A 25,526-nucleotide genomic window follows, 5' to 3' on the forward strand; every position below is an offset into this window, starting at 1 on the left:
ACACGGCTATTGAATCGACTTCTGTTTGCCACCGGTGACGAAGCCCTCCGAGCGGAACGGTCTCAGCCGCACGTGAGGTTCTGCTTCTCTGCCCTTCTGGTCGTGCACCACTCGGTACTCGGCACTCAGTTGGCGCAGGCTCGCAATGGACAATTGGCGAACCTGTTCAGAGGTCTCGGTATCGGGCAGTTGCTCGGGCCGCAGTTCCACATCGAGGGTGAGAGTTTGCCGTTGTTCGCTGTCGGTCTCACATCGGGCGATGAATCGACCGGTCAGCCGCGTTGCCAGGGAAATGTGCTCCACTGCGGGTCGGATGTAGTCGGGGTAGATGTTGACGGCGCTGTAGATCGCGGCAACATCGGTCCGTCCGAAAACCAGTAGGTAGTAGGCGTCCGTGTCGATGCCTTCGGCGAGTGCGGCGTAGCCGGCATCGGCCAACCGAGTTCGAATCTCGCTGCCCCTGAGAATATCTCCCCTGTCGTTCACGCGATACCGGACGAGCGGAAGCACTCCACCGACAGTGAACAGGAGGTACCCGGCCGAGTCGACTTCGATGTAGGTGAATTCCGGCTGGTACTGAACGAAGGCAGGCTGCTGCACGACGTTTTCGTCTGTGTCGTCCGTGCCGAACATCAGGCGGTTCAGAGTCGAATCATGTGCGGCAGCCGAGCGGATGGCAATCGTGGAGGCCGTCTCGTAACCCACGAAGCCGACGTCGGTCGCCCCGTAGACGACGCGTACTCGATCACCGTGTGCATCGCCGAGCATGGAGTGAATCAGAGCGCGCCACGCTTCGCTCACGGGTTCACCACCGACGATGACGACCACTCGGTGCCGGCGTAACAGGTCACCGTGAGTGTCGAGGAGGTCGCGGACGATCGGAGGGTACGCGAAGATCAGGATCTGCTCGTACCCGTCGGCGGCTTCGGTCACGACGTCGGCGATGGCGTCGGGGTCCATGCCGGGGGTCGCGATGGACAGCCGGTGCCCACGCCTGCGGAGATCGAGCAGCATCGAGTACATGAAGGCACCCCCGATGTAGGGACCGAGCGGAAAGGTGACGAGTGCGAGAGTGGCACGGCGTTCGGTATCGGCACTCTCCCGCAGAACGCGACCGAACATCGCTGCGCCGTGGTCGGCCGTGCGTTGGCCGCGCGACCAGAATGTCGGTTTCCCGGATGATCCGGCGCTGCTCGCAATGGTCTCGACGTCTTCTGGGCGGCCGGCCTGCAGGTCGGTGAGGATGCTGCGTAGCCGATAGGTGTCTTTCGACGTCGTCGGCAGCCGGGTGAGGTCTTCTGTAGTGGCGATCGAGTCGACTGCGATTCCGTGTTCGTGCAGCAGGCGGCGATATGCCGGCACCGACTGGGCAATGGATTGGACGAGTTGGAGCGCCGTGTGAGCGGGGTCGTGGATCTCGGCCGGGTTCATTGGCATGACCTTTCGATCGTGCCCGTCTCCGTTCTACGGCAGACGGGTATCACTTTGAGGGACAGTCCGATTCGATCGCAGATCGGTCTTGCTCCACTGTTCGAGAAATCGAGAGATGTCGACGAACATCGACGCGAATTATTCGGTGCCGGTCTACCTGTGCCTGTCCCGGGCGTGCCGTGCGTCGTCCGCTTCCTGATTCGCTGCGGCGTATGCCCTCTGAGCGGCTGCGAGTCCGAACTGCTGGCCGACCGCCGCACCATGGGCATCGACGGCTGCGCACAGTGCCGGTCCGGGTGCTGACCAGGTAGTGCCGGCCTTCAGCCTGTAGAAGGCCGATCTGGAAATCGAGAACAAGGTCTGCCCGAGATGGGCGTCGTCCCTGCTGTCCTGGATCCGACGGATGGTCCGGTAAGCCCTGTCGGTCGCCTGCTCGAACTCATTTCGTCGCTGCTCGAGTCGGCGGAGGGCATGGATCAGGCGCTCGTCGTATGCGGCCGAGTTCGATGACTCGTCGTACATCGACGAGCACGACGCATCCTGGGCTGAGCTGTCGTGTCGAACGAGAACCTCTTTGAAGGTGCCGCTTGCGATCACTCTCGGCGCGAGGTCCAGGCGGTCGCCGAATTCCTGGGCACGTTCGGCGAACAACGCCGACTCGAGGAGTCCCTGTATCAGCTGAGCGGTCAGTTCTGTCGGCGTCGTCCGGATCAGGTTGGCCAGTCGGTCGTAGTGCCGATCGTGCGCTCGGCGCAGAATTGCCGTGACAGGGCCCGTCAGCTTGTGGGACGCTTTGGCGCGCGTTTTCTTGTTCAGCTGTGACAGCGCGGACCACGTCATCCCGAGGTGCGCTATCGCGTCGTCCAGAGTTCCGGTCTCGGCCTCTGCACGCAGGAACCGTGCGAGAAGTCGAACACCTTCTGCGTCGGTTTTGCCCGACGAGCGCGGTGCGAACGTGAGGGCATAGACAGTGGGCCATTGGTCGGAAAACGATGTGGGACTGCGCGCTATGGTCTCCAACAGCGCGTCTCGGGCGGCGTCGATGACCATCGGTGGCCAAACCAGTTTTGTTCGAGGCGAAACGGTAGGTTTCGGGACGAGGCTCGTCGTGATGAACTGTGTCAGCAGGTCTGCAGCTACCGTTGACGAGTTCGCGCGGCGAGAGCAGGTACCGATCGTCCGTAGCAGCAGCGCTGTGCCCTCCGCGCTGGTTGCTTGTTCGAGCCAGGCAGCAAGTAGGTCCACTGATGGCAGAATCATGTTGTGGCGCAGCAGCATACGGAGCATTCCGGCACCTGACGCCTGGCTGTCGTGGGCACCGGTCATGAGCTGTTCCGTCCAGCGCTCCAGCAATGGTGCATGTGCACGTAGGGCGGTGTGATTGTTCTGGTGACGAAGCAGGTCCGCGACGGACTGGGGTCGACCGACCCGGTGTGCAATCGCCAGCGATGCGCGGACGAGCGGCTCTGGTCTTTGATGTGCGCGAACCAGCGAGTGATCGAGGAAGATCTCGGCCGCCCGAGGGTCGAGGCCGGCGCCTGCGTCGACCCGCGAGAGGCGATCCGCAGCGGCAATTGCGGTGGGTTCACCCCACACGATCGCTACCGGAGCCAGCGCGACCAGGTAGTCGCTGCGAGTGAACAATCGACGGTCACTCGAGTACTTGTGAATCGTCGTGGACACGATGTCGCGAATCACCTCCGCGGGGACGGAGGGGTCGGTCAACATCTGTCGAGTGACCGCCGCCCATACCGCTGGACCGGGGGCTGGATTTCGATCGTCGACAGGCAGGTGGTCGTGCAGCAGCACGGACAGTGTGGCGATCAGCGACGTCCTCGCGAAGGATGGTGTTGCGAGAACTTCGCGTGCGAACACGTCGGCGAGTCGATGCGGTGCCGTGGGCACGGGCAGCGAGAACAATGTGGCGAGCGTGGCTTCTACGAGGCCGACGTGGTGTGGTTCGTCGATCTGCCGCAGTGCCATGCCGACTGCCGCCAGGTGGGCGTCTGCGGTCGGATCTCGCTCACTACCTCGACGCTCGAGGTCGGCGCAGACTTCGCCGACCCAATGGAACCACCGGTCCGTCCAGTCGTTTTCCAGGCGATCGCGAAGAATGTGTGCGGCTATCACAGCGCCCATCGCCCGTCGGATGACCTCGACGTCGCGACGGTTCGAGTGTGCCTGAATTTTTGTGACACTGACTTCGAGCTGGAGCAGAAAAGGGTCGTCGGCCAACGCTTCCCACGATTCTGCCACCATATTCACGTACCGAGCGATGGTGTTCACGCTCTTGCGGCCCGATTCCTTGTCCGCGTGCATCGAGCGTTGGCTGAGCCCCTCGATCACTGAAAGGACCGCACTACGAACCACATTCGGAGCAGTCGAAGTCAGGTCACGCAGGAGGGTGAGGGGTTCACTGCTCGATCGCAGGTGGTGAGTTCGGGCAGCCGCTAGATCCGCGTACATCGCGGTCCGGCTCACGAGGTTCGCAATGGCGTGTGTATCACGCCCGGCGAGGTACGCCGCGGTGGTTGCGATTTCAGGACGGAGTTCGGGACGTCGAACCCATAGACGATAGAGGTGCTCTGCCACCGACGTCGTGTGCCCATGTACTCGCGGCAGGGTCCGCAAGAATCGCCGTAGTTGTTCGTCGGTCAGGACAGCGACCATGTCGTCGGTGAGTTCGAGCAGATCCGGGTGATGCGCCCAGACCGTCATGACAGACGAAATATGTTGTGGGTGGCCGGTTCCGATGAGACGGCGGCAGCTCGCGCGCACAATCGTTCGCGCCATCACGTCTGCCCCGAGAACTATCAAGGTCTGTTCGACCACGGCCCCGACGAGCAGGTCGTCGGGCACCCGCGCCGCCCGTTCGACCAATCTCGGCAGTTCACCGTCGGCACCTCGCGCAGCGAGACCCTGGGCGACGGCGAACTCGAAGAACGTCCGATGGAGAAATCGGACGCGATTGTGGGTCGTGACCAGGACTCCTCGCCGCGTCAACGTCTGAACATGTCTACGCAGAACAGCGGCGTCGTGCGTTCGATCGGCAGAATCCGCGACCTGAGCAGTCCACCGAATCAGGACGTCGATAGGTGGTTCGGGAGTTCCCAACGCCAACAATGCGATTGCGAGTAAGCCTGTAGTGGCGGAGAGGTCATCGGCGTCGTCCGGAGGGAGGTCGGCTCCAGTTCGGTGATCGCTGACGATCCGGCGGCACCAGAACAAGTTGTAGAGGCCGGTCACGTCCAATTCCAAATGTGGGAAATAGGGAGCGGACAGCGAGAACAGCAGCCGTAGGAAGAGAGGGCTGGTACAAACATCTTCGACGAGAGCCCCACGCGCGCGTGCTGATTGGATTGCCGCGACCGGGTGGGCGGGCCGGACGGAGTCGAGGTCGACGAACTCGTCGGTCAACGCCGTGATCGCGGCCGGAAGCTCGGATTTCGATGAGTAAGGGCCGAGGGAGATCTTGTGGCCGAGATTTGTCGGAAGGCTTTGGCCTTCCAGTGGTCTGGTAGTCATCACCACCGGAACGTGTGCTCGTGACAGTGTCTCGACCAGATCGATGACGTTGTGGCGAGCAGCGGGACTGTGCAACAAGAGGTCAGTGGTGTCGAGCAGCAGAATCGAGTCCGGTCGGGAGACCACAGCCGAGACGACGTCGTCGAGCGACGCATTCCGGATTCTATCGGTACCGGGTTGTAGCCACGTTGCCGACAGCAGCAACGGAGTCCGTCCCAATCTTGTCAGGGTGCGCTGTAACGACCACAGAAGGGTGGACTTCCCGTGTCCGGCTTCTCCGACGACGATGTGTGGTTCGACCCCCGGGGACAACAGCTGCTGAACCAGGGCAGCTTCGATATCTCGCGCTACATACCAAGTGTCGTCATCGTGGTGAGGCCGACTCCCTATGTCGTCGAGCAGATGCTCCGACAGCCGCGTCAATCGATCCCACAGTGTCCAAACCGATTCGGTGACGGTCACCTGTCGACGCCACCCACGTGACCACGCTTGTTCCGCGTTGTCACCGCGGCCGTATCGCAACACCGGGCATCAGTATTCGCAAGACACCCTGCGCCACTTCGGTTGCGGACTCCGCAGGACGCGTCAGGCAGCGAAAGAGAATGTTGTTGGTCAACATGATTGCGGCTTCGAGTGCCGGTGCGTCGTCGCTGAACACGCCGCTTTCACGTCCGCGTTCGAGAATGGGGACCACAGCGGACGGGAGGTAGAGGTTTTCGATGACCGTCGTGATGGTGCTCGGTTGGTGGAATTGTTCGAAGCTCAACGCGAGCAGCATGCCCGAGCTCATGGCTCGATTGTCGATGACGAACTCGCCCAAAGAAACCAACGTGCGTTGCAGTGCGGTGGCGGGGTCGACTCCGAGGCGTTCGTCGGCGCGACGGAGGCGGAGCACACGGTCGAATTCGGGCTTCAGCGCCGCAACGATGATGTCGACCTTGCTCGGAAACAGTCGTCGAAGGTCTTCTACGCGGATCTTCGCCGCCGCCGCGATGTCGGCCAGGGTGACCAGGAAGTAGCCGTTGTCGACGAACAGAGTTTCGGTCGCCGCGATCACGTCGGCCTCGAGGTCGGGCCGCAGAGCATCCGAGATTTCGCCCGGATCGGGTTGGGCAACGGTGCGATCGGAATGCAGTGGATCTATGGCCCACTGGAGAATCGAGTTGGTGGCCGATGCAACGTCGTCGGAGGACACCGAGCCCGGCGTGAGCACCTCCCGGAGCGCCAACCCGTCGAGCAGAGCCCCGACGACCGCCGAGAGGTTTGTCAGCGACAGTGGTTGGCGCAACGATCCGCCGTGAGCCTGCACCGCTCGGCCGATGATGGATCGCAGGTCGGTGTCGAAGCGCTCGAACTCGGGGATAACGGCTTTTCGGGCACCGTTGTGGTCGGCAGCCAGCAGCACTGCGACGAGGCGACGTCGCATGAGACCGGACGTGAGGTCGTCGAACAGCGCCGACACCGGAGCTTTCACGTCCTGGCTGCCGGCAGTAGCCGCAGTACCGGTGTAATCGAGTGTGAGGTGGTCGAGGAGGTCTTCGACGAAAGCTTCCTTGCCGCCGGACCCGCCGCCGCGAGAGTTACCGGGGTACGTGTTGTGGAAAGTTTGGTGCGACAGCCCCGCGCGTTCGACGACGGCCGAGATCGAGAGCGAACGCGCAAGATCGGTCGTGTCCATCTCACCGAGCAGGCGATATCCGGCCTGAAGGAACTGCTCCCGTGGGAGTGACTTCTGGTTCACCGACTACCGCCTTCGTCCACCTGCACCGCATTGTTGGATCTTGAACTATAGCAATTGGATGGTCCGGTTCCCCTTGTTTAGTTTCAACTAAAGCATGGTGTAGCCGAACATGCTTTGTGGAGTAAAGCCTCGAATAAGCTTGTGTTGCATGGAGTTCGGCAACCGTGGTCAGATTCAGATCGGTCCGTAGGCCGATTGCATGAGGAGGCCAAGATGGTAGCGACGAGTCATCGACCCCAACTTTATTCGCGAGTCTCGGTGTCGAGCGGCGTCCGCTCTCCACTCGCTACCAGGCCCGGCGGAGTGAGGCCCACCCCTGCGCCCGCTCGGGCTGTGCGGGTGTACACCTCACCGGGCCTGACCGCGCGGGAGATCACCGTGCTCAAGGCGTGGCTGGACTGCGATTCCAAGGTCGACGTGGGCGCACGCCTCCACATCGCATTGGGCACCGTCAACACGCACCTGACGAGAATCCGTGACAAGTACTCCCGCGTCGGCCGCGCCGCTCCAACGAAAGCTGCACTCGTCGCGCGCGCCCTGCAAGACGGCATCGTGAAATTGGACGAGCTCTGACGCTGGATTGTCCGCGTTGCTGAAACCTGTGGATGCGTGCCCGAGGTAGTCGGCAGTCGCCGCCCCGGACCGTAAGCGGTAGATCATCCGAGTGAATGAGAAGACCCCATTCGTCCACTGGCAAGGGTGAAGAGGGAGATGCAGTCGGTCCTGTGAACAACGCCGGGGTCGAAGCTCATGTTGTGAGTGGAAACTCGACCCCTGCTACGAAGTTTCGCTCACCTGGTGCGGAGCACCAATTCCGTGGGATGAGCATCGGCGGGAGTATCGATTGCGTTGCGCACTGCACGGGCAACGGTGCTGGGCTGCAAGAACTTCGAGCCGTCGTACTCCCCGCCTTCGTGCGCGACGATCTCTTGCTGCATCTCGGTGTCGATGCGCCCTGGGTGCACCGAGGTGACGCGCAACGACGGCTCCTCGAGGCGCAGTGCATCAGCGAAGGCGCGGAGCGCGAACTTGCTCGCCGCGTAGGCACCCCAACCGGGGTTGGCGCGTATGCCGGCACCCGAATTGATCAGCACCACATGGCCTTTGGCGGAGCGCAGTGCAGGGAGTAGCAATCGAGTGAGTTCGACGACGGCGATGACGTTCACCTCGTATTGGCGACGCCAATGGTCCGCCGTCGACTCTTCGACCGTCCCGAGCGCCGCCACCCCGGCGTTGTGCACCAACACATCCAGAGAATCGATGTTCGACGCGGCAGCGGCCACCGCGTCCGGGTCGGTCAGTTCCACCGGCCACGGGGTGGACCCGGACAGTTCCGACGCAATGGGGGCGAGGGACTCGGTGGACCGACCACCCAGCAACACGTGATGGTCCGGCGCGAGCAATCGAGCGATATGGGCCCCGAGACCCCGGCTTGCTCCGGTCACCAACGCAGTACGAGTCATGAACTCAGGTTAGCTAGAAGCTCATCCCCGCCTCGGATGCCCATGCCTGGGTGGTGTTCGCGCCGTCGAGTTCCTCGCGAATGATGTCCGCGTGGCCGGCGTGCTGAGAGATTTCGCGAAGGATGTGCAGAACCGTGAATCGTGCACTTTGCCAGATTCGTTCGGGTGCCCACGGCGCCGTCGGGACAGGTACCGACAGGTCGAGGTCCAAAGTTTCCAGCGCTGCCGAGGTGGCACCGGCCACCTCTTCCCATTCGGCGACGAGTCCGGCGACGGTCTCGTTTTCGGCCATCACGTACTCGCTGCCGGCGGCGGCCATGTCGAATTCGGCCGTCTCGTCCAGCTCTGCGATCACTGTCATCCAGTGGCGCTCGTTGCTGATCACGTGGTGCAGCAGTCCGCCGAGGGTCAGCTCGCTCGCGGTGGTGCGGGTGCGTGCCTGTTCCTCGCTGATGCCGCGGACGGTGATGAGAAAGTTCGCGCGCTGTTCGGCGAGCATTTTCTGGATGTCGGTGTTCTCGGTGGCCATCGTTTTCCTCCTGGTAGCTGGTGAAACTCACACTAGGAGCGATCGCGGACACGTTCGGTCCGCAATCCAACCGAGCAGAAATCGGCCGCCGGACGCAAACTATCTGCATGGGCGATCGCGGTTTCACTTCCACGCAGCTGGCCGCACGTGCGGCGTATCTGCTCCGAGGCAATGACCTGGGCACCATGACCAGCGCAGCACCCAGGTTGTACCCGCACATGTGGAGTTGGGACGCCGCATTCGTTTCCGTCGGCTTGGCACCGCTGAGCGTCGAGCGGGCCGTCGTGGAGATGGACACGTTGCTCTCGGCGCAGTGGAAGAACGGGATGATTCCGCACATCGTGTTCGCCAACGGTGTCGACGGCTACTTCCCCGGCCCTGCGAGGTGGGCCACCGGGACGTTGGCGACCCACGCTCCGATGAGTCCGCAGACCTCCGGAATCACCCAACCACCCGTCCACGCGATCGCCGTGCAGCGCATTCTCGATCACTCCAAACGCCACGGCCGCACGACGCGAGCGGTGGCGGAGGAGTTCCTCGATCGCCGCTGGGGTGATCTGGTGCGGTGGCATCGTTGGCTCGCCCAGGCCCGCGACGTCGACGACAACGGACGTATTGCGCTGTTCCACGGCTGGGAGTCCGGCATGGACAATTCGCCGCGATGGGATTCGGCCTACGCCAATGTGGTTGCCGGTGAGATGGATCCGTATTTTCGCGAGGACAAGGCGGTCATCACGGACTCGTCTCAGCGGCCCAGCAATCTCGAGTACGACCGCTACATCTGGTTGGTGGAGGAGATGAAACAGGTCGGCTACGACGACGATGCGTTGAAGACCAAGATGAGCTTCGCCGTCGAGGACGTGTTCGTCAGTGCCATCTTCGCCGTCGCGTGCGACGTCCTCGCCACCATCGGGGAGGACCACTCGCGGCCGCGCTCGGATGTGCGCGAATTGCGCGGGTGGGCGGACAAGTTCCGCACGGGAGTCATCGCGACCACCGACACGCGTTCGGGTGGGGCACGAGATTTCGATCTGCGGACGGGTCAGTGGATCGGCACGGAGACCATTGCCATGTTCGCGCCGCTGCTGTGCGGAGGATTGCCGCGCGAGCAGGAGCGCAATCTCATTCGGATCTTCGAGGGCACCCGGTTCTGCGGACATCCGGACCTGCGGTACGCGGTACCGCCGTCGACGTCCCCGGTGTCGAAGGACTTCCGTGCTCGCGAGTACTGGCGTGGGCCGGTGTGGCCGGTGATGACATGGCTGTTCTCGTGGGCTTTCGCACGCCGCGGGTGGTCGGAGCGATCACTGTCTTTGCGAGACGAGGGTCTGCGTCAGGCGAGTGACGGCAGCTTCGCCGAGTACTACGAGCCGTTCACCGGCAAACCGCTCGGCAGCATGCAGCAGTCCTGGACGGCCGCTGCCGTGCTGGATTGGCTCGGATGAGCCGGCCGGGTCAGCCGAGGTAGCTGTCGACCAGCGGGCCGACGACGTCGAACGAGGTGGCGTCGGGCACGAGGTACTTGGCGATCGTGCCGCAGACGAAGGGGTGCCACGCGGAACCGGAGTCGGTTCCCATCGAGGACACGGCGAGGATGTCACCGAAGTAGATGCCCGGCAGGTGCCGCTGGGCGAGTTCGTCGTTGTGCGAGGCAACGGCGAGCAACTCTTCGGCGTGGCTGCGATCGATGTCGTCGCCCATGGATCCGAGCAGGTCGGCGCTGTCGGCGCTGGACCGAACGGGGTCGCTGTCGAGCAACGTCAGTGCACCGACCGTAACGCCGCGACTCTGCAGCTCGACGGCGATGGCGTGCGCGAGTACTCCACCGAAGGACGTGCCCAGCAGGTGTACGGCCCCGTCGGTCTGGATGCGAACGATGTCGTCGGCGTACTGCGAGGCCAAGGCGACGAGGGACTCCGCGAGCTCTCCCGACGTCGGGACCTGGACGCCGTAGATGGGACGCGCGTCGTCGACGTGTGCTGCGAGTTCCGCGTAGCAGTCGACCAGCCCGACGAGGGGGTGGATGCAGAACACCGGGTCGAGGTGGCCGGCCGTACGAATCGGTGCGATGGTCGGCACCGCGTAATCGGACGGGTCGAGTTCCGTGAGAGCCACGTGGATGCGATCGTTCACGACAGTCATGGGTGCGCCTCCGAGCCAAGAGAAGTAGTTCGTGTTTCTATGGTTTGTTCGTGCCGACTCTGGGTATGTCGCCGTCGGCAGCGTGAGTGTTACCCACGTCTCATCGAGAACGACTCAACCACGTCTCGGAACAGAACGCATTAGTGACTGTTCACCATCGTCGGCTCGGACCCACCGGGCGTCCCGCACGTGTTTTCCCGCCGATGACGGGCGTCCACCTGCAGATCCAGCAGCCAGACCAGTAGTCCGGCGATCGCGAACACGGCCCCCGCAGCGCACACACCTGCCCACTCGAAATGCTTCCAAGCCATAGTCCCAACGGCAGATCCTGCTGAGGCTCCCACGAAGTACGTCGTCATGTAGACGGAGTTGATTCGGGCGCGAGCAGCCGGTTCCAGGGCGTAGACGATGTGCTGGTTGCTCACGTGCACGCCCTGCAGAGCCAGGTCGAGAAGTACGAATGCGACCACGAACACCACCCAGTAGTGGCCGCCGACGGCGAACATCGGCCAGAGTGCGATCAGCAGAACCGCACAGGTACCGCTGGCCCATTGCACCAGTCCGCGGTCTGCGAGTCGGCCCGCGACCGAGGCCATCAGAGCGCCGCCGACCCCGGCCAATCCGATCAGTCCGATCTGGACGGCACCGAAGCCGAACCTCGACGACAGCAACAGCGTCATCGTCGCGAACACCGTGCTCACCGACGCGAAGCCGAGACCGCCGAGCACCGCGCGGGTCCGAAGCCTGGGGTGGGTGCGTATTAGCCGAACCATCGACACCAGCGCCGAGCCGTAGGTGACGTCCGCCGTCACGGTGTTGCGTGGCAGCACCCGCCACAGGCCGACCGCGGCAATCAGCATCAACACCGCGGCCACACGGTAGACGCCCTGCCACCCCGTCACCGACGACAGCAGCCCCGAGATGCTGCGGGCCAGCAGGATGCCCGTCAGCAACCCGCCCATGACCACTCCGACGATGCGTCCCGCTTGCTCCGGGTGTGCCATCGACGCGGCGAACGGCACGATCACCTGCGCCGCCACCGAGAACAGTCCAGCGATCGCCGTGCCGACGAGGAGCCAGGAGAGGCCGGGAGCGAATCCGGTGATCGCCTGACCCGTCGCAGCGAGAATCATCAGCCCGACGCTCAACGTGCGGCGATCGACGACGTCGCCGAGAGGCACGATGAGCAGCAGGCCGAGGGCATAGGAAATCTGTGCGACGGTCACCGAGGTGGCTGCCGCTGTCTCGGACACGTCGAATTCGGTGGCAACGAGGTCGAGCAGCGGCTGGTTGAGATAGTTGCCGCCGGCCGAGAGTCCGGTGGCGATCGCCATGAGGGCGACGACGGGGGTGCTCACGCCGGTGCGCGAGGTGCTTGCTGTCTTCACATGAACAAGGGTGCTCGTTGCGCATCCAGCTGTCCAATAGAACGTTACGAACGATCGATCGTCTAAACAGATAGAGTTGCGAAGCGTGGAACTCAGACACATCCGGTACGCCGTGGCGGTCGCCGAAGAGCAGCACTTCGGGCGTGCAGCAGCTCGGCTGCGAGTCGCTCAATCGGCGCTGAGCAGCCAGATCAGAGACCTGGAAAAAGAGCTGGGCGTGGAACTGTTCGCGCGCACGAGCCGAAGCGTCACCATCACCCCGGCCGGACAGATCTTTCTCGAACGCGCGCACAGCGTGCTCGGTGCCGTGTCCCGATTGGTGGCCGACGTCGCGCCCGATCCCACGACCGCCATCAGGCGGCTGCGTATCGGCATGATTGCGCCTCTCGCCCGTGTCGATCTGGCCGCGGTGGTCGGCCGTATCTCCCAGCGATTTCCCAACACGTCGGTGACGTTGCTGCCGCGGCCGAGCGCCGACGTTCTCGACGGCATCGCACGCGGAGACCTCGATCTCGGAATCATCGGACTCGCGCCCGGACGCCCACATCCCGGATTGGCGGTCACCGCCCTGTGGACGGAGCCACTGTCACTGTTCGTCGGTCCCGATCATCCTTGGGCTCAAAGGAATTCGATACGGTTGGCCGACCTGTCCGAGATGACGATGATCGACCGGCCGGCGGGAAGCGAGGCCAGACTGCAATCCGATCATGCATTCACCCGCTCGTCGGTTCCCCGTGGACGCATTCTGGAGGCCGATTCTGCCGACCTCATCGGTCAACTCACCGCAGCAGGGTTGGGGGTGACACTGCTGCCGTCGTCCTTGGCGTCGATCCTCCCCGGACTGCACATGATCGACGTCATCGATGCACCGACCCGAACGGTGTCGGTGGTGACCAACCCCGAGCACGCGAATGGCGTGATCGCCGCGGTGGTCGAGGATTTGATCGCGTCGTCGGTGGCGCAGTGAACACCGCCCGATGCCCGTAGTCGAGGATTCGACTACGGGCATCGTGGCTCTATCGAAACAGTCTGGGCTAGGCGGACTTCCACACCGCGACGATGGACGGCCGTGGCTGCGTGTCGCCGCCGTCGGGCCAGTGCGAGATCGGTGCGTCGGCGGTGGCGTCGTCGCTTTCACCCGGGTGCTGGACGCAGACCATGACGCGCTCGTCGGTGACGATGGGGCCGCAGGTCTCGCCGCCGGCGGGGACGGTCAGGAACTGACGTGTCTCGCCGCGACGGGGGCCGTCGAGCACCACGGCGAAGAGGCCGTCGTTGGAGTCGAGGGCGTTGCCGTCGGTCGAGACCCACAGGTTGCCCTTCGAGTCGAAGGCGAGGTTGTCGGGGCACGAGATGGGGCTGACCTGACTCTTGTCGAATCCGCCGAAGTACGTGTCGGCCTCGTTCGGATCACCGCAGACCAGCAGGAGGTTCCACGTGAACGACGTCCCGGCGTGGTCGTCGTCGAGTTCGAGTACCTGCCCGTTCTTGTTCTTGTTGCGGGGGTTTGCCTCGTCGGCGGCCGCTTTGCCCTCGGTGCCGCGGTTGGAGTTGTTGGTCAGTGCGACATACACCTTGCCGGTCACCGGGTTCGGCTCGAAGTCTTCGGGGCGGTCCATCTTGGTTGCGCCCACTGCGTCACCCGCCTGACGGGTGAACACGGCGACTTCCTCGGCCGACATACCGTCGACGAGAGACTTGCCGCGGCCGTCCTCGCCGGTTTCGAGCAAGGGAATCCACGTTCCGCTGCCACGGAATTCACCGTTGGAGGGCAGCGTGCCCGAGCCGTCGATCTCGTCGGGGGTATCGCCGGTGAGGTTGGCGACGTAGAGCGTGCCGGCGTCGAGCAAGGTCAGGTTGTTGCGCATCGCGGCCTGGCCGGTGCCGGGCATCATCTTTCGGCTCGAGACGAACTTGTACATGTAGTCGAAACGTTCGTCGTCGCCGCTGTACGCCACGACGGTGCCGTCGTCGGTGACGTGGATGGTCGCGGCCTCGTGCTTGAACCGGCCCAGAGCGGTGTGCTTGATAGGGGCCGACTGCGGATCCCACGGATTCACCTCGACGATGTAGCCGAATCGGTTGACCTCGTTGGGTTCCTGCGCCAGATCGAATCGCTTGTCGAAGCGCTCCCACTTACGTTCGCTGGCACCGCCTTCGACGCCGTAGCGCGAAAGGCGCTTGGCCACAGTCGCATCCGTGACGGTCTCGGCGTTGGCGAAATACTGGTTGAAGTTCTCCTCGCCGGAGAGCACCGTTCCCCACGGGGTCAGACCGCCCGAGCAGTTGTTGAACGTGCCGAACACCTTGGTGCCGGTGGGGTCCACGCTGGTCTTGAGGAAGTCGCTGCCTGCGGCGGGCCCGGTGATCAGGAACTCGGTGGTGCCGGTGATGCGCCGGTTGTACTGGCCCATAGCGGGGGTGAGCTTGCCGGTGCCCGATTCGCCCTGCACCTGTACGACGGAAAGGCCGTGTGCCGCAAGGGCTACGTCGAACTGCTCGCGGGTGGGGTTCTCCGCGTCGTAGCCCTTGAACATTGCCGGCTCGGTGCTGTACTCGTGGTTGACCACCAGCAGGTGGGCGTTGGGCGTGCCCTCGATCGGCAGCAGGCCGGCGAAGTCGTTGTTGAATCCGAACTGCTTCTCCTGCGCAGCGCCGGTCTGCTTGTCGAAGTCGAAGGCCGGTGCGCCCGCGACGACGGCGTCGCCCCAGCGAATGACGATGCCCTGCTCGTAGCCGTCGGGAACGACGACCGCGTCCTCGGTGTTCGGTTCCACTGCAACGAAATCCACGCCGTCGACGGGCGGGGTATCGGAGCCCGAGGTGGTCGAGGTTCCCGTGGCTGCCGGCTCGTCGGTCGAGCATGCGGCCAGCGCGCTACCCGCGCCGACGGCGAGCACTGCCATCGCCCCGCCCTTGATGACGCCGCGCCGCGACATCGCAGTCTTGACGATGTCGCCGAAGTACTGGCCCTTCGACGTATTGGGAATCTCGTGGAAACAGGCATCGCCGCACTTGTACTTGCAGGTCAACGATGATCGTTTGGAGCTTCCGTCGTGAACGGCGAACAGGGGCAGTGGCTTCATGTCACGGCACGCTGTCACCCAAAAGCGAAAGTAAAGGAACGCTCAGGTGAAGTCCCGGAGAACGAGGTAACCCTTGGTCGCTGCTACAGCACCTGCGAGAGGAACGTCTTCAGTCGATCGGTGTGCGGATCGTCGAACAACTGCTCCGGCGTTCCGGTTTCGACGGCGCTGCCGTGATCCATGAACAGGACCTTGTTCGACACGGACCGAGCGAAGCCCATTTCGTGGGTCACCACGACCATCGTCATGCCGCCCTTGGCGAGGTCGGCCATCAATGCCAGCACTCCCTTGACCAGTTCCGGGTCCAGTGCAGAGGTGGCCTCGTCGAAGAACATCACCTCGGGCTTCATGGCCAGTGCTCGCGCGATGGCGACGCGCTGCTGCTGGCCGCCGGAGAGATTGCCCGGACGCGAATCCGCCTTGTTGGCCAGGCCCACCAGTTCGAGCTGCTCCATCGCGGCCGCGCGCGCCGCATCCTTGTTGAGCCCCAGCAGCTTCTGCGGCCCGAGCGCGATGTTGTCGGCGACGGTCTTGTGCGGGAACAGGTTGAAGTGCTGGAACACCATGCCGATGCGTTGACGAAGTTCGTCGGGATTGTCCTTCAGCACCGACTTACCGTCGAGCAGGATGTCGCCCTGCTCGGGCTCGTGCAGGCGATTGAGGGCCCGCAACAGCGTGGACTTACCCGAGCCCGAGGGCCCGATGACGGTGGTGGTCTTACCTGCGTCGACATGCAGGCTCACCCCACGCAGAACCTTGTTGGTGCCGAACGACAGGTGAATGTCCTTGCCGGTCAGAGAAACTGAAGTCACGTCGGCTACCTCTCCACCACGATGGATGTTTCGACGGGACCGAGGGTGCCCGAGGTGTCGGCCTTACCGGATCGCAGGCGTCGGTCGATGTAATTGACCAGGTGCGTCAGCGGGATGGTCAGGATGAGATAGAACAATCCGGCGGCCAGCAGCGGCGAGAGATTGCCGGTTTGGGCGGCGGTGTCCTGGCCGACGCGGAACAATTCTCGTTGCGAGGCAAGCAGACCCAGGAAGTAGATCAGCGAGCTGTCCTTGATCAACGAGATGAACTGGTTGACGATCGCAGGCAGCACGCGCCGAATGCCCTGTGGCACGACCACCAGGTTCATGGACCGTCGATAGCTGAAACCCAGTGCGCGGGAGGCTTCGAGCTGCCCGGAGTCGACGCTCTGGATGCCGGAGCGGAAGATCTCACCGAAGTAGGCCGCTGCCATCAACGACAGCGCCAGGATGCCCAACGGGAACGGGCTTCTACTGCCGGTGAATTGGGTCAGCGTCGGGCCGAACCCGAGGCCGATGAGCAGGATGACCACGGCGGCGGGTAGTCCACGAAAGATGTCCGTGTACACCCGCGCCGGCCACCGGAGCCAGCGGGTGCGGGAGATACCCGCCACCGCCAGCCCGAGTCCGATCACGGTACCGATCACTCCCGACGAAGCCGCCAGAATGAGGGTGTTCGGCAATCCGACCGTGACCAGTTTGGGAATGGTCTCGCCGATCAGTTCCCAATCGAAGAACGTGTCGTACAGATTCGACAGAGTGCTCATGAGGTACGAGTGCCCTTACGACGCCGGCAGAACGGACGCCTTGCTGCCCGGCTTCCAGTCGGCGGGGACCTCACGGTCCGGGTACCACTGCTTCTCGAGCGTGCTCCAGGTGCCGTCGTCGACCACAGCGTCGAGGCCGGCGTTCAGGGCGTCGATCAACGGCTGATTGTCCTTGGCGACGGCGTACGCGGTGAAGTTGGTGGTGTTGATGGTCTTCTCCAGGATGGAGACACCGTCCTCGGTCTTGACCTGACCGGTTGCCTGCTGCGACGGCGCGACCCAGGCGTCGACCTGACCGGACTTCACGTTCGCGTACGCGGTGTTGTAATCCGGGAACCGCACCGGCTCGATGCCGAGGGTGTTGGTGACGTAATCGTCCTGCACGGTGCCCTGCACGACGGCGATGCGCTGATCGGCGTTCAACTCGGCAATCGTTTTGATCGAGTAGTCGTTCTTCGCGACCAGTGCCATCTCACCGAAGTCGTACCCGTTGGTGAAGCCGACGGTCTGACGACGGGCGTCCGTGGTCGAGATGGACGAGGAACCGGCGTCGTAGACCTTGTTGTTGACCGCTGCGAGCAGGCCCGAGAACTCGGTCGCCGAGAACTCGACGGTGAGGTTCAGCTTGGCCGCGACGGCTTTGAGCAGCTCGTTGTCGAAGCCGGTGAAGTTGCCTGCATCGTCGATGAAGATGTTCGGCGGCGCGTCGGACAGGGTGCCGACGTACAACGTCCCCGGCTTGATCAGACCGAGGTTCGCGGTGTCGATCTGATCGAGCGCGGTGACGCTGTCGGTCGTGTACTTGTCGAGCGAGGCCTGGTCGGAACCGGCCAGAGCGTTCTCGCCGGTGCCACCCGAGCTTCCGTCGGAACACGCGACGGCTCCGAGCGTGAGTGCGAGCGTCGCAGCGACTGCTGCGATGGCACGGCCTCGTAAACGACGTGTGTTCAAGATGAAGCTCCTAGGTGCAATCGGGAGGGACGAACGAGGCTATCGTGCCGATGGAGGCACACGACAATCACATTGCAGTTGTATGAAGCAACCCGCTTGTTCCCGAAATTCCCTCACCTCAATCGCGTCTAGCGGTGTGCGTCCCGCCACGCGATGGCCTCGCCCAGTTCCGTGAGGTCGTAATCCGGTCCCCCGGTACCGACCGTGAACAGCGTGGCTCCGGCGTCGACGAAGTCCTGTGCGGTGTCCGCGCCCGGCCACGAGACCGAGCGGGTGATGCCCGAGGTGTCCCGCCCGACGGTGGTGCCGTGCTCGGCGAGGATCTCGGATTTACGCTTCAGTGCATCGAGGTCGGCGAAGCTGTGCCAGATGTGGGCGTACTCGGCCACGAGCTTGAGGGTCTTCTTCTCACCGCCGCCGCCGATGAGGATCGGGATGTCGCGCGTCGGGGCCGGGTTACCGACGTCGAGGCGGTGCCGGATCCTGCCGAGGCTCTCCTTCAGGAGCGCCAGACGTGAACCGGCCGTACCGAATTCGTAGCCGAAGTTGTCGTAGTCCTTCTCGTTCCATCCGGCACCGATGCCGAGAATCAACCGGCCGCCGCTGATGTGGTCGACGGTGCGCGCCATGTCTGCCAGCAGGTCGGGGTTGCGGTAGCCACCTCCGGTGACGAGGGCGCCGATCTCCACGTTCGACGTCTGCTCGGCCCAGGCCCCGAGCATCGTCCAGCACTCGAAGTGGGCGCCGTCGAGGTCGCCGTACAGCGGATAGAAGTGGTCCCAGTTGAAGACGATGTCGACCCCCGCGTCTTCGGACCGCAGCACCGCGTCGCGGATCAGCTGATAGTCGGGTGCGTGCTGGGGCTGAAGCTGAACACCGATCTTCACGGTCATGTACGTCTCCTCGTCGTGTGGGCTGTCTCACCCATGATGCACCTCGTTTCCCGCGATGCACGTCGACCGAGATCAGCCGACTCGTACCCCGCTCTCGGCCATCATCGCCCTGAGGACGAACCCGGCCTCGGAGCCGACGATGTCGGCGACCAACGTGACGTAGCGATCGACGAACGCTCCGCCGTGCTGTTGCTCGTCCTCGTCACCGAAGTGGTGAGCCAGTTCGTGGAGCACCACCAGCTCGCGCAGCGCCCAGGCCCGATTGCCCTGATGCAGGGGTACCGCGATGGTCGCGGCGTCGCGTTCGTAGTGGGCGGCACCCGATCCGGATCTGGCCCGAACGGTCACCGTCCGACCGGCGTCGGGCCAGGTAGTCGCGATCCAGTCCAGCGCCAGCACCGCATCGACATAGGTCTGCACGGATTTCAACGAGGCGAACTTCCGCTCGATCGGCAGCGTGATCTGTGAGCCCAACACCGTCACGACGCGGTTGTCGCGCTCCTCGGCTCGATCGAACATGATCCGCACCATCTGTTCGGCGTCGTACACCGCCGACCGCTGCGCATCCCTCGGTCTGCTCACTCGTCCAGCTTAAGCAGGTCGAGTTGTTTCCGTACCGGCGCTCGCCTATGGTTCAAGTGACAACGATTGTCGAAGTCATTCCCACTTCCAGGCTCAGGAGTTCGTCGTGCTCGTCGTCGAGAATCTCCGGATCGACGCCGGACGCACCCGCATCGTCGACGGCGTCTCGTTCGAGATACCCACGGGTCGACGCGTCGGCCTGCTGGGCGCCTCGGGTTCGGGCAAGTCCTCCATCGCCTCGGCTCTGGTCGGATACCTCCCGCCGGGCATCACGTGTTCCGGTCGCGTCGTCGTCGACGGCCACGATGTCGCCGGTGTTCCGACCCCGCAACGGCCGCGCACCGGCCGTCCGGCGATGGTCTTCCAGGACTCCGCGACGGCGCTCAACCCGATGGTCACCGTCGGCGGGCAACTACGCACGCCCGACGCCGCCACGCTGCTCGCGCAAGTGGGGCTGCACGACACCGCGCGCGTCCTGGCCTCGCACCCACTCGAACTTTCGGGTGGTCAGCGTCAACGAGTCTGCATCGCAATGGCATTGGCGCGCGAGAGCTCGCTGGTGATCGCCGACGAACCGACGACGGCACTGGACGTCCTGAGTCAGGCGCGCGTTCTCGACGCTCTGCGGCAGGTGCCGTCGTTGCTACTGATCACCCACGACATCGCCGTCGCCGCGCAGTTGTGCGACCACCTGCTGGTACTCGATTCCGGAAGAATCATCGAATCCGGTTCCACTGCAACGGTACTCAAGAACCCTTGCTCGGATCGAACGCGACAGATGATCGACGTCGCTCGGGCGGCTGATCCGTTCCGGCAGCTGGTTGCATCGTGAGCCTGGACGAGTCTGCCGGTTTGGTGGGTACGGCACTCACGCGGCAGTACGACCGGCACGGCACGTCGCACACCGCGTTGGATGCCGTCACGTTCGCGGTGCCGCCGACCGGGCGGATTGCCGTCGTCGGTGAATCCGGTTCCGGTAAAACGACATTGCTGCGCTTGCTGCTGGCCGTCGATGCCCCGAGCGGCGGAAAGATCTCGCTCGACGGGCGAGTCGTCCGACCCGGATCGGCCGGATCGCTGCGGTGGTTCCGCCGCCGCGTGCAGTACATTCCGCAGGACCCGGCAACCAGTCTCGACCCGCGCCGCAGCGTCCTCGACCTCGTCGCTACTCCGCTACGCCTACTCGGTATCGAGGGTGATCACCGAGCCATGGCCACCGGCGCATTGTCTGCCGTCGGACTCGATGCGCACTTCCTGGCTCGCCGTTCGGCCGAGCTGTCCGGCGGGCAGAAACAACGAGTCGCCATCGCCCGAGCCGTGGCCTGCGCGCCGCACTATCTGTTGGCGGACGAGCCGGTCAGTGGACTCGATCCCGACCTCCGAGAGCAGGTGCTCGATGTTCTTGCCGGCCTACCGGGTGCGCTGCTGATCGTCAGCCACGACCTGTCGGCCGTGGCCAGACTCTGCAGCGACGTGTCGGTGATGCAGGAGGGTCGCATCGTCGAATCCGGTTCTGTCCGCAGCGTTCTCACTCGGCCCCAGCACGAGCACACCCGAGATCTGATCGACGCCGTTCCTCGGCTCACGTAACACAATCAGGAGCTACATTGACCAGCAACATGTTTCGCATCGGCGCGCTCGCAGCAGTGGGCACGCTGACGCTCACCGGGTGCTTTTCGTCCAGTTCTGCCTCCTCCGACGACGGCGAGAACCGCGTGCGCGTGGCAATGCTGCAGCCACCTCGTTCGGGGTTGTCCCAGTTCAGTGACGACGCCTTCAAGCTGTCGCGCTGGTCCACCGCCGAGACGTTGATCGTTCTCGACGATCTCGGTGAGGCCGAGCCGGGTCTGGCCACCGCCTGGAACCGCGTGGACGATCGGACCTGGAACTTCGACATCCGGCCGGACGTCATGTTCCACAACGGTGCCCCGCTCGACGCAGCGGCCGTCGTCACCGCGCTCACCGCAGCCACGCAGTCGGCCCCCAAGCCGCGCATCCTCGACGGCGTCGACATGACGGTGACCGCCACCGACGCCGACAGCGTCGCCGTGACCACTGCCGATGTGGATCCATTGGTGCCGCAACGACTGTCGAGCCCGCAGCTGGCCATCCTGGCACCCGACGCGTACTCGACGGGCAGCAGCAACCCCATCGGAACCGGCACCGGGCCCTTCGTGCTGAAGGCCGTGAACGGCACGTCGACAGCCACTCTCGACCGCAACGAGAACTACTGGGGAGAGCCGGCGAAGGTCTCCGGCATCGACGTCGACTTCGTACCCGACGGCACAGCCCGCGCCGCAGCGCTACGCAACGGCACAGCCGATGTGGTGGAGGCGATTCCGGTGTCTCAGGCCGCCAACGTCGATGAGGCACTCGTGCACGAGGTGCCGATGCCGCGCACCAACACCCTGTACCTGAACACCGCGTCCGGGGTCTTCGCGGATCCCGCGATGCGCGCAGCCGCACGCGAATCGATCGACCGCGACCGTCTGGTCGATCAGGTGTACGAGGGCCGCGCCGACGCCGCGAACGGACTGCTCGGCCCGGCCCTGCCGTGGGCCGCCGATCGTCCGGCCCGTACGCAGACCCCGGCCGGCGACGCCGCAGGGAAGAAGATCACCCTCGCCACCTTCACCGACCGAGCCGAACTCCCGGAGGTCGCGGTGCTGCTGCAGCAGGTGCTCGAAGCCAAGGGCTTCGTCGTCGAACAGGTCGTGCGCGAATATCAGTTCATCGAAACCGATGCTCTCGCCGGCGCTTTCGATGCGTTCATCCTCTCCCGCGCCACCGTGCTCGACTCCGGAGACCCGGCGGCGTACATGTACTCCGACTTCGCCTGCGAGGGATCGTTCAACATCTCGCAGTTCTGCGATCCGCAGGTCGATGCGGCGTTGGCCGACGCCGCAGCCACCGATCCCGGCGACGCTCGCCGCACCGCGATCCTCGACGCCGAAAAACTGATCCTCGAAAAAGACGCTGCGGTACCGCTGCTGCACGAACGCGTCATCCAAGGAGAATCCGAGAACGTGACCGGCGTGGCTCGCGATCCACGCGAGCGCACTTTGATCACCAACCAGACCGCCTTCGAGTAGGCAGTGAGAACGACTGCCTCACGGCTGCTCTCGGTGGCGGGCGTCGTACTGCTCGTCGGGATGCTGCCGTGGTTGTCCGACCGAGACCCCGCACTGAGCATTCTGCGTGCACGCTCCGCCGAGCAAGAAGCGACGCCCGAGGCCCTCGCGGCCATCCGCAACGACCTCGGTCTCGACGCCGGGCCGCTACGAACCTTCTGGAACTGGCTCACCGGCCTCGCGTCGGGCAACCCCGGAACATCCTGGAACACCGGCAAACCCGTACTGCCCGGTGCGCTCGAGGCACTGTCCGTCTCGCTGACCCTGATGGGTTTCGCGATGGTCGTCGCGCTCGTCACCGCCGCTCTCGTCGTCCTGCCGAGCATGCGGGCCGGGCTGCGCGGCACGCCGAAACGCACCGGCGGAAGCGTCGCCGCCGCCCTGACGTCCCTGCCCGAGTTCCTGCTCGCCTCGGTACTGGTGGTCGTCGGAGCAGTGTGGTTGTCGTTTCCGGCGTACGGGTGGAACGGGCCGGAATATGCGGTGTTACCCGCACTGGCACTGGGCCTTCCAGCGGGTGGCTTGATCGGTCGCCTCCTCGCCGACGCGGTAGCCGTGACCTTCACCGAGGGATGGGTGATCACGTGGACGGTGGCCGGGTTCTCGCGGCGGCAGATTGCCGTCGCTGTGTTGCGCCGGGCCGTCCCCGGACTCGCGTCACAGGTCGGTTTGATCATGGTGGCCATGACGGGCGGCGCAGTGGCCGTCGAAAAGGTCTTCGCCATACCGGGATTGGGGCGCTCGACGCTCGGTGACGCGCAGTCGCAGGACCTGCCCGCCCTACAGATCGACATCCTGCTGCTGCTGGCCGTCAGTGCCGCCCTCGGTATCGCGGCGGAACTGTTACGCCGTCTACTGCTCGGCAGCGCACTGCACGAGAAGGCGATGCCAATTCCAGCCGGGGTGTTCCACCCCTCATCGCGTCGGTGGATCGTCCCGATAGCAGCCGCATCGATGCTCGCGGTGATGGTTCTGGTGGGGCTGCCACGAGACGGCCAGGTCACCACCCGTGAGAAGTTCGCTCGACCATCGTCGACGTTCCCGTTCGGAACCGACGCGTCCGGCCGCGACCTGCTCGCCCGAGTGGCGGACGGGGCTGTGCGATCGATCGGACTGTCGCTGGCAGTCACGCTGGCGGCGTTGTGCGTCGGGGTACTGCTGGGACTGATTCCCCGAGCGACCCGCGGCCTGGTGGAGGTCACCAATGCCGCACCGCCCGTCGTGACCGGCATCCTCATCGCCGCGATCTGGGGTCCGAGCGCCGGCGGGGCGGCTGTCGCGGTCCTGATCGTGACGTGGGCTCCACTCGCCGCGCACACCGCGGCACTCGTCGACGAGGCGCGAGCACAGCCCTACATCTCCATCTTGCCGACACTCGGTGCCGGCAACGGTCGAATCCTGTTCGGCTCCATCGTTCCCGGTGTGCTGCCGGCCGTGTTTCGGCACGCTATGATCCGGCTGCCCGGTGTCGCTCTGGCGCTCGCCGCCCTCGGATTTCTGGGCCTCGGTCCGCAACCGCCGACCGCGGATTGGGGGCTGATTCTGTCCGACGGGGTAGCCGCCGTCGAGCGAGCACCGTGGGTCGCGGCAGCACCGCTGGCGTCGTTGATCGCACTGGCCGTCCTCGCCGTCTCCGTCGCCAGCGCGACGTCGGGGCGGGTGAGAACGACCGGTAGCGTTGACGGCAAAGTCGATGCAGGAGGGCGCGTTACATGAGTTCGAGGACCGGCAAGTCGCCGAAGCGGTGGCGGTGGTCGTTTCTCGTCGACCTCGGGCGCGCCACGCCCACGGTGCGATTGCTGGTTCTCACCCAGATGACGTTCAACATCGGCTTTTTCATGGTGTTGCCGTATCTGTCGGTGCACCTGACGTCCGATCTGGGACTCGGAGCGGCACTCGTCGGCGTCGTCCTCGGTATCCGAACGTTCTCGCAGCAGGGCCTGTTCTTCGTGGGCGGCACCCTCGCCGATCGGTGGGGCATCAAGCCGGTGGTCCTCGTCGGCTGTGTCCTGCGAGTACTGGGGTTCCTGGGCCTGGCTGCGTTCGATTCTCTCGCCGGTGTCGTCGCCGCGACGGTATTGGTCGGGTTCGCGGCCGCATTGTTTTCTCCCGCAGTGGAATCCGCGATCGCCATCGAAGCAGGCAAGAGCGAACGCAGCGGCGGTGCCACCCGGGTTCAGACCTTCGCGCTGTTGTCGGTGTGCAATCAGATCGGATCGTTCACCGGCCCGCTCATCGGATCTCTGCTGTTGTTGGCCGACTTTCGGATCGCATGCCTCACGGCCGCAGTCATTTTCGTCCTCGTCATCGCCGCGCACATCAGATGGCTGCCGCGCGAGCCCGGCGAACACCGCGACGATCCGTGGCTCTCGGGCTGGACCGACGTGATCCGCAACCGCACCTTCGTGCTGTTCGCCGTCGCCATGAGCGCGCAGTTGGTGGCCTACAACCAGCTGTATCTGCTGCTCCCCCTCGAGGTCGAACGGGCCTGGGGATCCCAGACGGTACTCGGCTGGTTCTTCGCAATCTCCGCAGTACTCGTCGTCACGACGCAATTGCCCATCACCCGACGCGTCGCCGCGGTCTCGCCGCGCATCACGCTGCCGATCGGATTTGCCGTCATGGCACTCTCTTTCGCGCTGGTGGCGATCCTCAGTCCTCTGGAGCTGACGGGGCTCGTCGGCCTGATTCCGGCCGCCCTGTTCGTGTTGCTGCTGGCACTGGGGCAGATGATCGCGATGCCGCAGGCGCGCGACCTCGTCCCCAAGATGGCTGCCGAACGGCGACTCGGGTCGTACTACGGATTCATGGCCTCCCTCGGCGGCATCGGGGTACTCCTCGGCTCGATCGCCGTCGGAGCGGTGATCGACGCGTCACCCGACACCGGCTGGGGAGCAGCAATCCCATGGCTGGTCGCTGCCCTGTTCCCCATCGCCAGTGTCATCGGCCTGCGAATCGTGTTGGCTCGACTCGACTGAGTTGGTTCTGGTGTCGCCGGATGTAGCCGAGGCCGCCGCAAACGCGCGCGCGTTCGCCAGGTGCGCGCGGAATAGTCCCGAATTCGAGGCGAATCCACTCGCGTATG

General features: G+C 64.4%; 19 protein-coding genes and 1 pseudogene. 8 read left to right on the forward strand and 12 right to left on the reverse strand.

The features are described 5' to 3' along the window. Positions 1-6: 6 nt before the first annotated feature. The 3 genes from CH278_RS09570 to CH278_RS09580 form a co-directional block, all read right to left on the reverse strand. The gene (locus tag CH278_RS09570) at positions 7-1,431 is read right to left on the reverse strand and encodes a phenylacetate--CoA ligase family protein (protein ID WP_094621775.1); all 1,425 of its coding nucleotides are present in this window, start codon (positions 1,429-1,431) and stop codon (positions 7-9) included. 153 nt (positions 1,432-1,584) lie between these two features. After that, a complete protein-coding gene (locus CH278_RS09575; protein ID WP_094621776.1) occupies positions 1,585-5,481 on the reverse strand; it encodes a hypothetical protein in 3,897 nt (1,298 codons plus the stop codon). Continuing rightward, positions 5,459-6,697, reverse strand: coding sequence for a TetR/AcrR family transcriptional regulator (locus CH278_RS09580; RefSeq protein ID WP_094621777.1), 1,239 nt, complete (start codon positions 6,695-6,697; stop codon positions 5,459-5,461). Before CH278_RS09580 ends, CH278_RS09575 begins: the two co-directional genes overlap by 23 nt. A gap of 303 nt (positions 6,698-7,000) precedes the next feature. On the opposite strand from CH278_RS09580, the gene CH278_RS27960 reads away from it, so the two are divergent. Then, on the forward strand, positions 7,001-7,270 hold the full coding sequence (locus tag CH278_RS27960; protein ID WP_370878644.1) for a LuxR C-terminal-related transcriptional regulator: 270 nt from the start codon (positions 7,001-7,003) through the stop codon (positions 7,268-7,270). A 218-nt stretch (positions 7,271-7,488) separates the two neighbouring features. Here CH278_RS27960 and CH278_RS09590 read toward each other — a convergent pair whose 3' ends face one another. Then, the gene (locus CH278_RS09590; protein WP_094621778.1) at positions 7,489-8,160 is read right to left on the reverse strand and encodes an SDR family oxidoreductase; all 672 of its coding nucleotides are present in this window, start codon (positions 8,158-8,160) and stop codon (positions 7,489-7,491) included. Positions 8,161-8,173: 13 nt separating this feature from the next. Further along, complete coding sequence (locus CH278_RS09595) at positions 8,174-8,689, reverse strand: DinB family protein (protein WP_027495035.1); 516 nt, start codon at positions 8,687-8,689, stop codon at positions 8,174-8,176. A 107-nt stretch (positions 8,690-8,796) separates the two neighbouring features. Here CH278_RS09595 and ggh point away from each other — a divergent pair, with 107 nt between their 5' ends. After that, a complete protein-coding gene (gene ggh / locus CH278_RS09600; protein WP_027495036.1) occupies positions 8,797-10,134 on the forward strand; it encodes a glucosylglycerate hydrolase in 1,338 nt (445 codons plus the stop codon). Between the two features lie 10 nt (positions 10,135-10,144). Here the strand turns inward: ggh and CH278_RS09605 are convergent, their stop codons facing one another. After that, a complete protein-coding gene (locus CH278_RS09605; RefSeq protein WP_027495037.1) occupies positions 10,145-10,831 on the reverse strand; it encodes a thioesterase domain-containing protein in 687 nt (228 codons plus the stop codon). Between the two features lie 140 nt (positions 10,832-10,971). Next, complete coding sequence (locus CH278_RS09610; RefSeq protein WP_256991937.1) at positions 10,972-12,165, reverse strand: MFS transporter; 1,194 nt, start codon at positions 12,163-12,165, stop codon at positions 10,972-10,974. A gap of 139 nt (positions 12,166-12,304) precedes the next feature. On the opposite strand from CH278_RS09610, the gene CH278_RS09615 reads away from it, so the two are divergent. After that, entirely contained in the window at positions 12,305-13,186 is an 882-nt protein-coding gene (locus CH278_RS09615; protein WP_094621791.1) for a LysR family transcriptional regulator, read from the forward strand. A gap of 67 nt (positions 13,187-13,253) precedes the next feature. On the opposite strand, the gene CH278_RS09620 is transcribed toward CH278_RS09615, so the two are convergent. The 5 genes and pseudogenes from CH278_RS09620 to CH278_RS09645 form a co-directional block, all read right to left on the reverse strand. Further along, a complete protein-coding gene (locus CH278_RS09620) occupies positions 13,254-15,305 on the reverse strand; it encodes a PhoX family protein (RefSeq protein ID WP_094621780.1) in 2,052 nt (683 codons plus the stop codon). An 83-nt stretch (positions 15,306-15,388) separates the two neighbouring features. Beyond that, entirely contained in the window at positions 15,389-16,117 is a 729-nt protein-coding gene (locus CH278_RS09625; protein ID WP_174557188.1) for an amino acid ABC transporter ATP-binding protein, read from the reverse strand. Between the two features lie 5 nt (positions 16,118-16,122). Continuing rightward, a pseudogene (locus tag CH278_RS27770) lies at positions 16,123-17,838 on the reverse strand (ABC transporter substrate-binding protein/permease). A 125-nt stretch (positions 17,839-17,963) separates the two neighbouring features. Next, positions 17,964-18,728, reverse strand: coding sequence for an LLM class F420-dependent oxidoreductase (locus tag CH278_RS09640; RefSeq protein ID WP_032367654.1), 765 nt, complete (start codon positions 18,726-18,728; stop codon positions 17,964-17,966). A 72-nt stretch (positions 18,729-18,800) separates the two neighbouring features. After that, on the reverse strand, positions 18,801-19,310 hold the full coding sequence (locus tag CH278_RS09645) for a TIGR04338 family metallohydrolase (protein ID WP_094621781.1): 510 nt from the start codon (positions 19,308-19,310) through the stop codon (positions 18,801-18,803). A gap of 106 nt (positions 19,311-19,416) precedes the next feature. On the opposite strand from CH278_RS09645, the gene CH278_RS09650 reads away from it, so the two are divergent. The 5 genes from CH278_RS09650 to CH278_RS09670 are packed head-to-tail and all read left to right on the forward strand — an operon-like array spanning position 19,417 to position 25,419. Further along, positions 19,417-20,142, forward strand: coding sequence for an ATP-binding cassette domain-containing protein (locus CH278_RS09650; protein ID WP_094621782.1), 726 nt, complete (start codon positions 19,417-19,419; stop codon positions 20,140-20,142). After that, positions 20,139-20,900, forward strand: coding sequence for an ABC transporter ATP-binding protein (locus tag CH278_RS09655; protein WP_179274538.1), 762 nt, complete (start codon positions 20,139-20,141; stop codon positions 20,898-20,900). The genes CH278_RS09650 and CH278_RS09655 overlap by 4 nt, the downstream gene beginning before the upstream one ends. Before the next feature lie 17 nt (positions 20,901-20,917). Then, positions 20,918-22,402, forward strand: coding sequence for an ABC transporter substrate-binding protein (locus CH278_RS09660; protein WP_256991926.1), 1,485 nt, complete (start codon positions 20,918-20,920; stop codon positions 22,400-22,402). 3 nt (positions 22,403-22,405) lie between these two features. Next, positions 22,406-24,157, forward strand: coding sequence for an ABC transporter permease subunit (locus CH278_RS09665; protein WP_218828695.1), 1,752 nt, complete (start codon positions 22,406-22,408; stop codon positions 24,155-24,157). Continuing rightward, the gene (locus CH278_RS09670) at positions 24,154-25,419 is read left to right on the forward strand and encodes an MDR family MFS transporter (RefSeq protein ID WP_094621784.1); all 1,266 of its coding nucleotides are present in this window, start codon (positions 24,154-24,156) and stop codon (positions 25,417-25,419) included. The genes CH278_RS09665 and CH278_RS09670 overlap by 4 nt, the downstream gene beginning before the upstream one ends. Positions 25,420-25,526 lie beyond the last annotated feature (107 nt).

This window comes from Rhodococcus sp. 05-2254-5, from assembly GCF_002258575.1.
In the GTDB taxonomy this organism is placed as follows: domain Bacteria; phylum Actinomycetota; class Actinomycetes; order Mycobacteriales; family Mycobacteriaceae; genus Rhodococcoides; species Rhodococcoides fascians.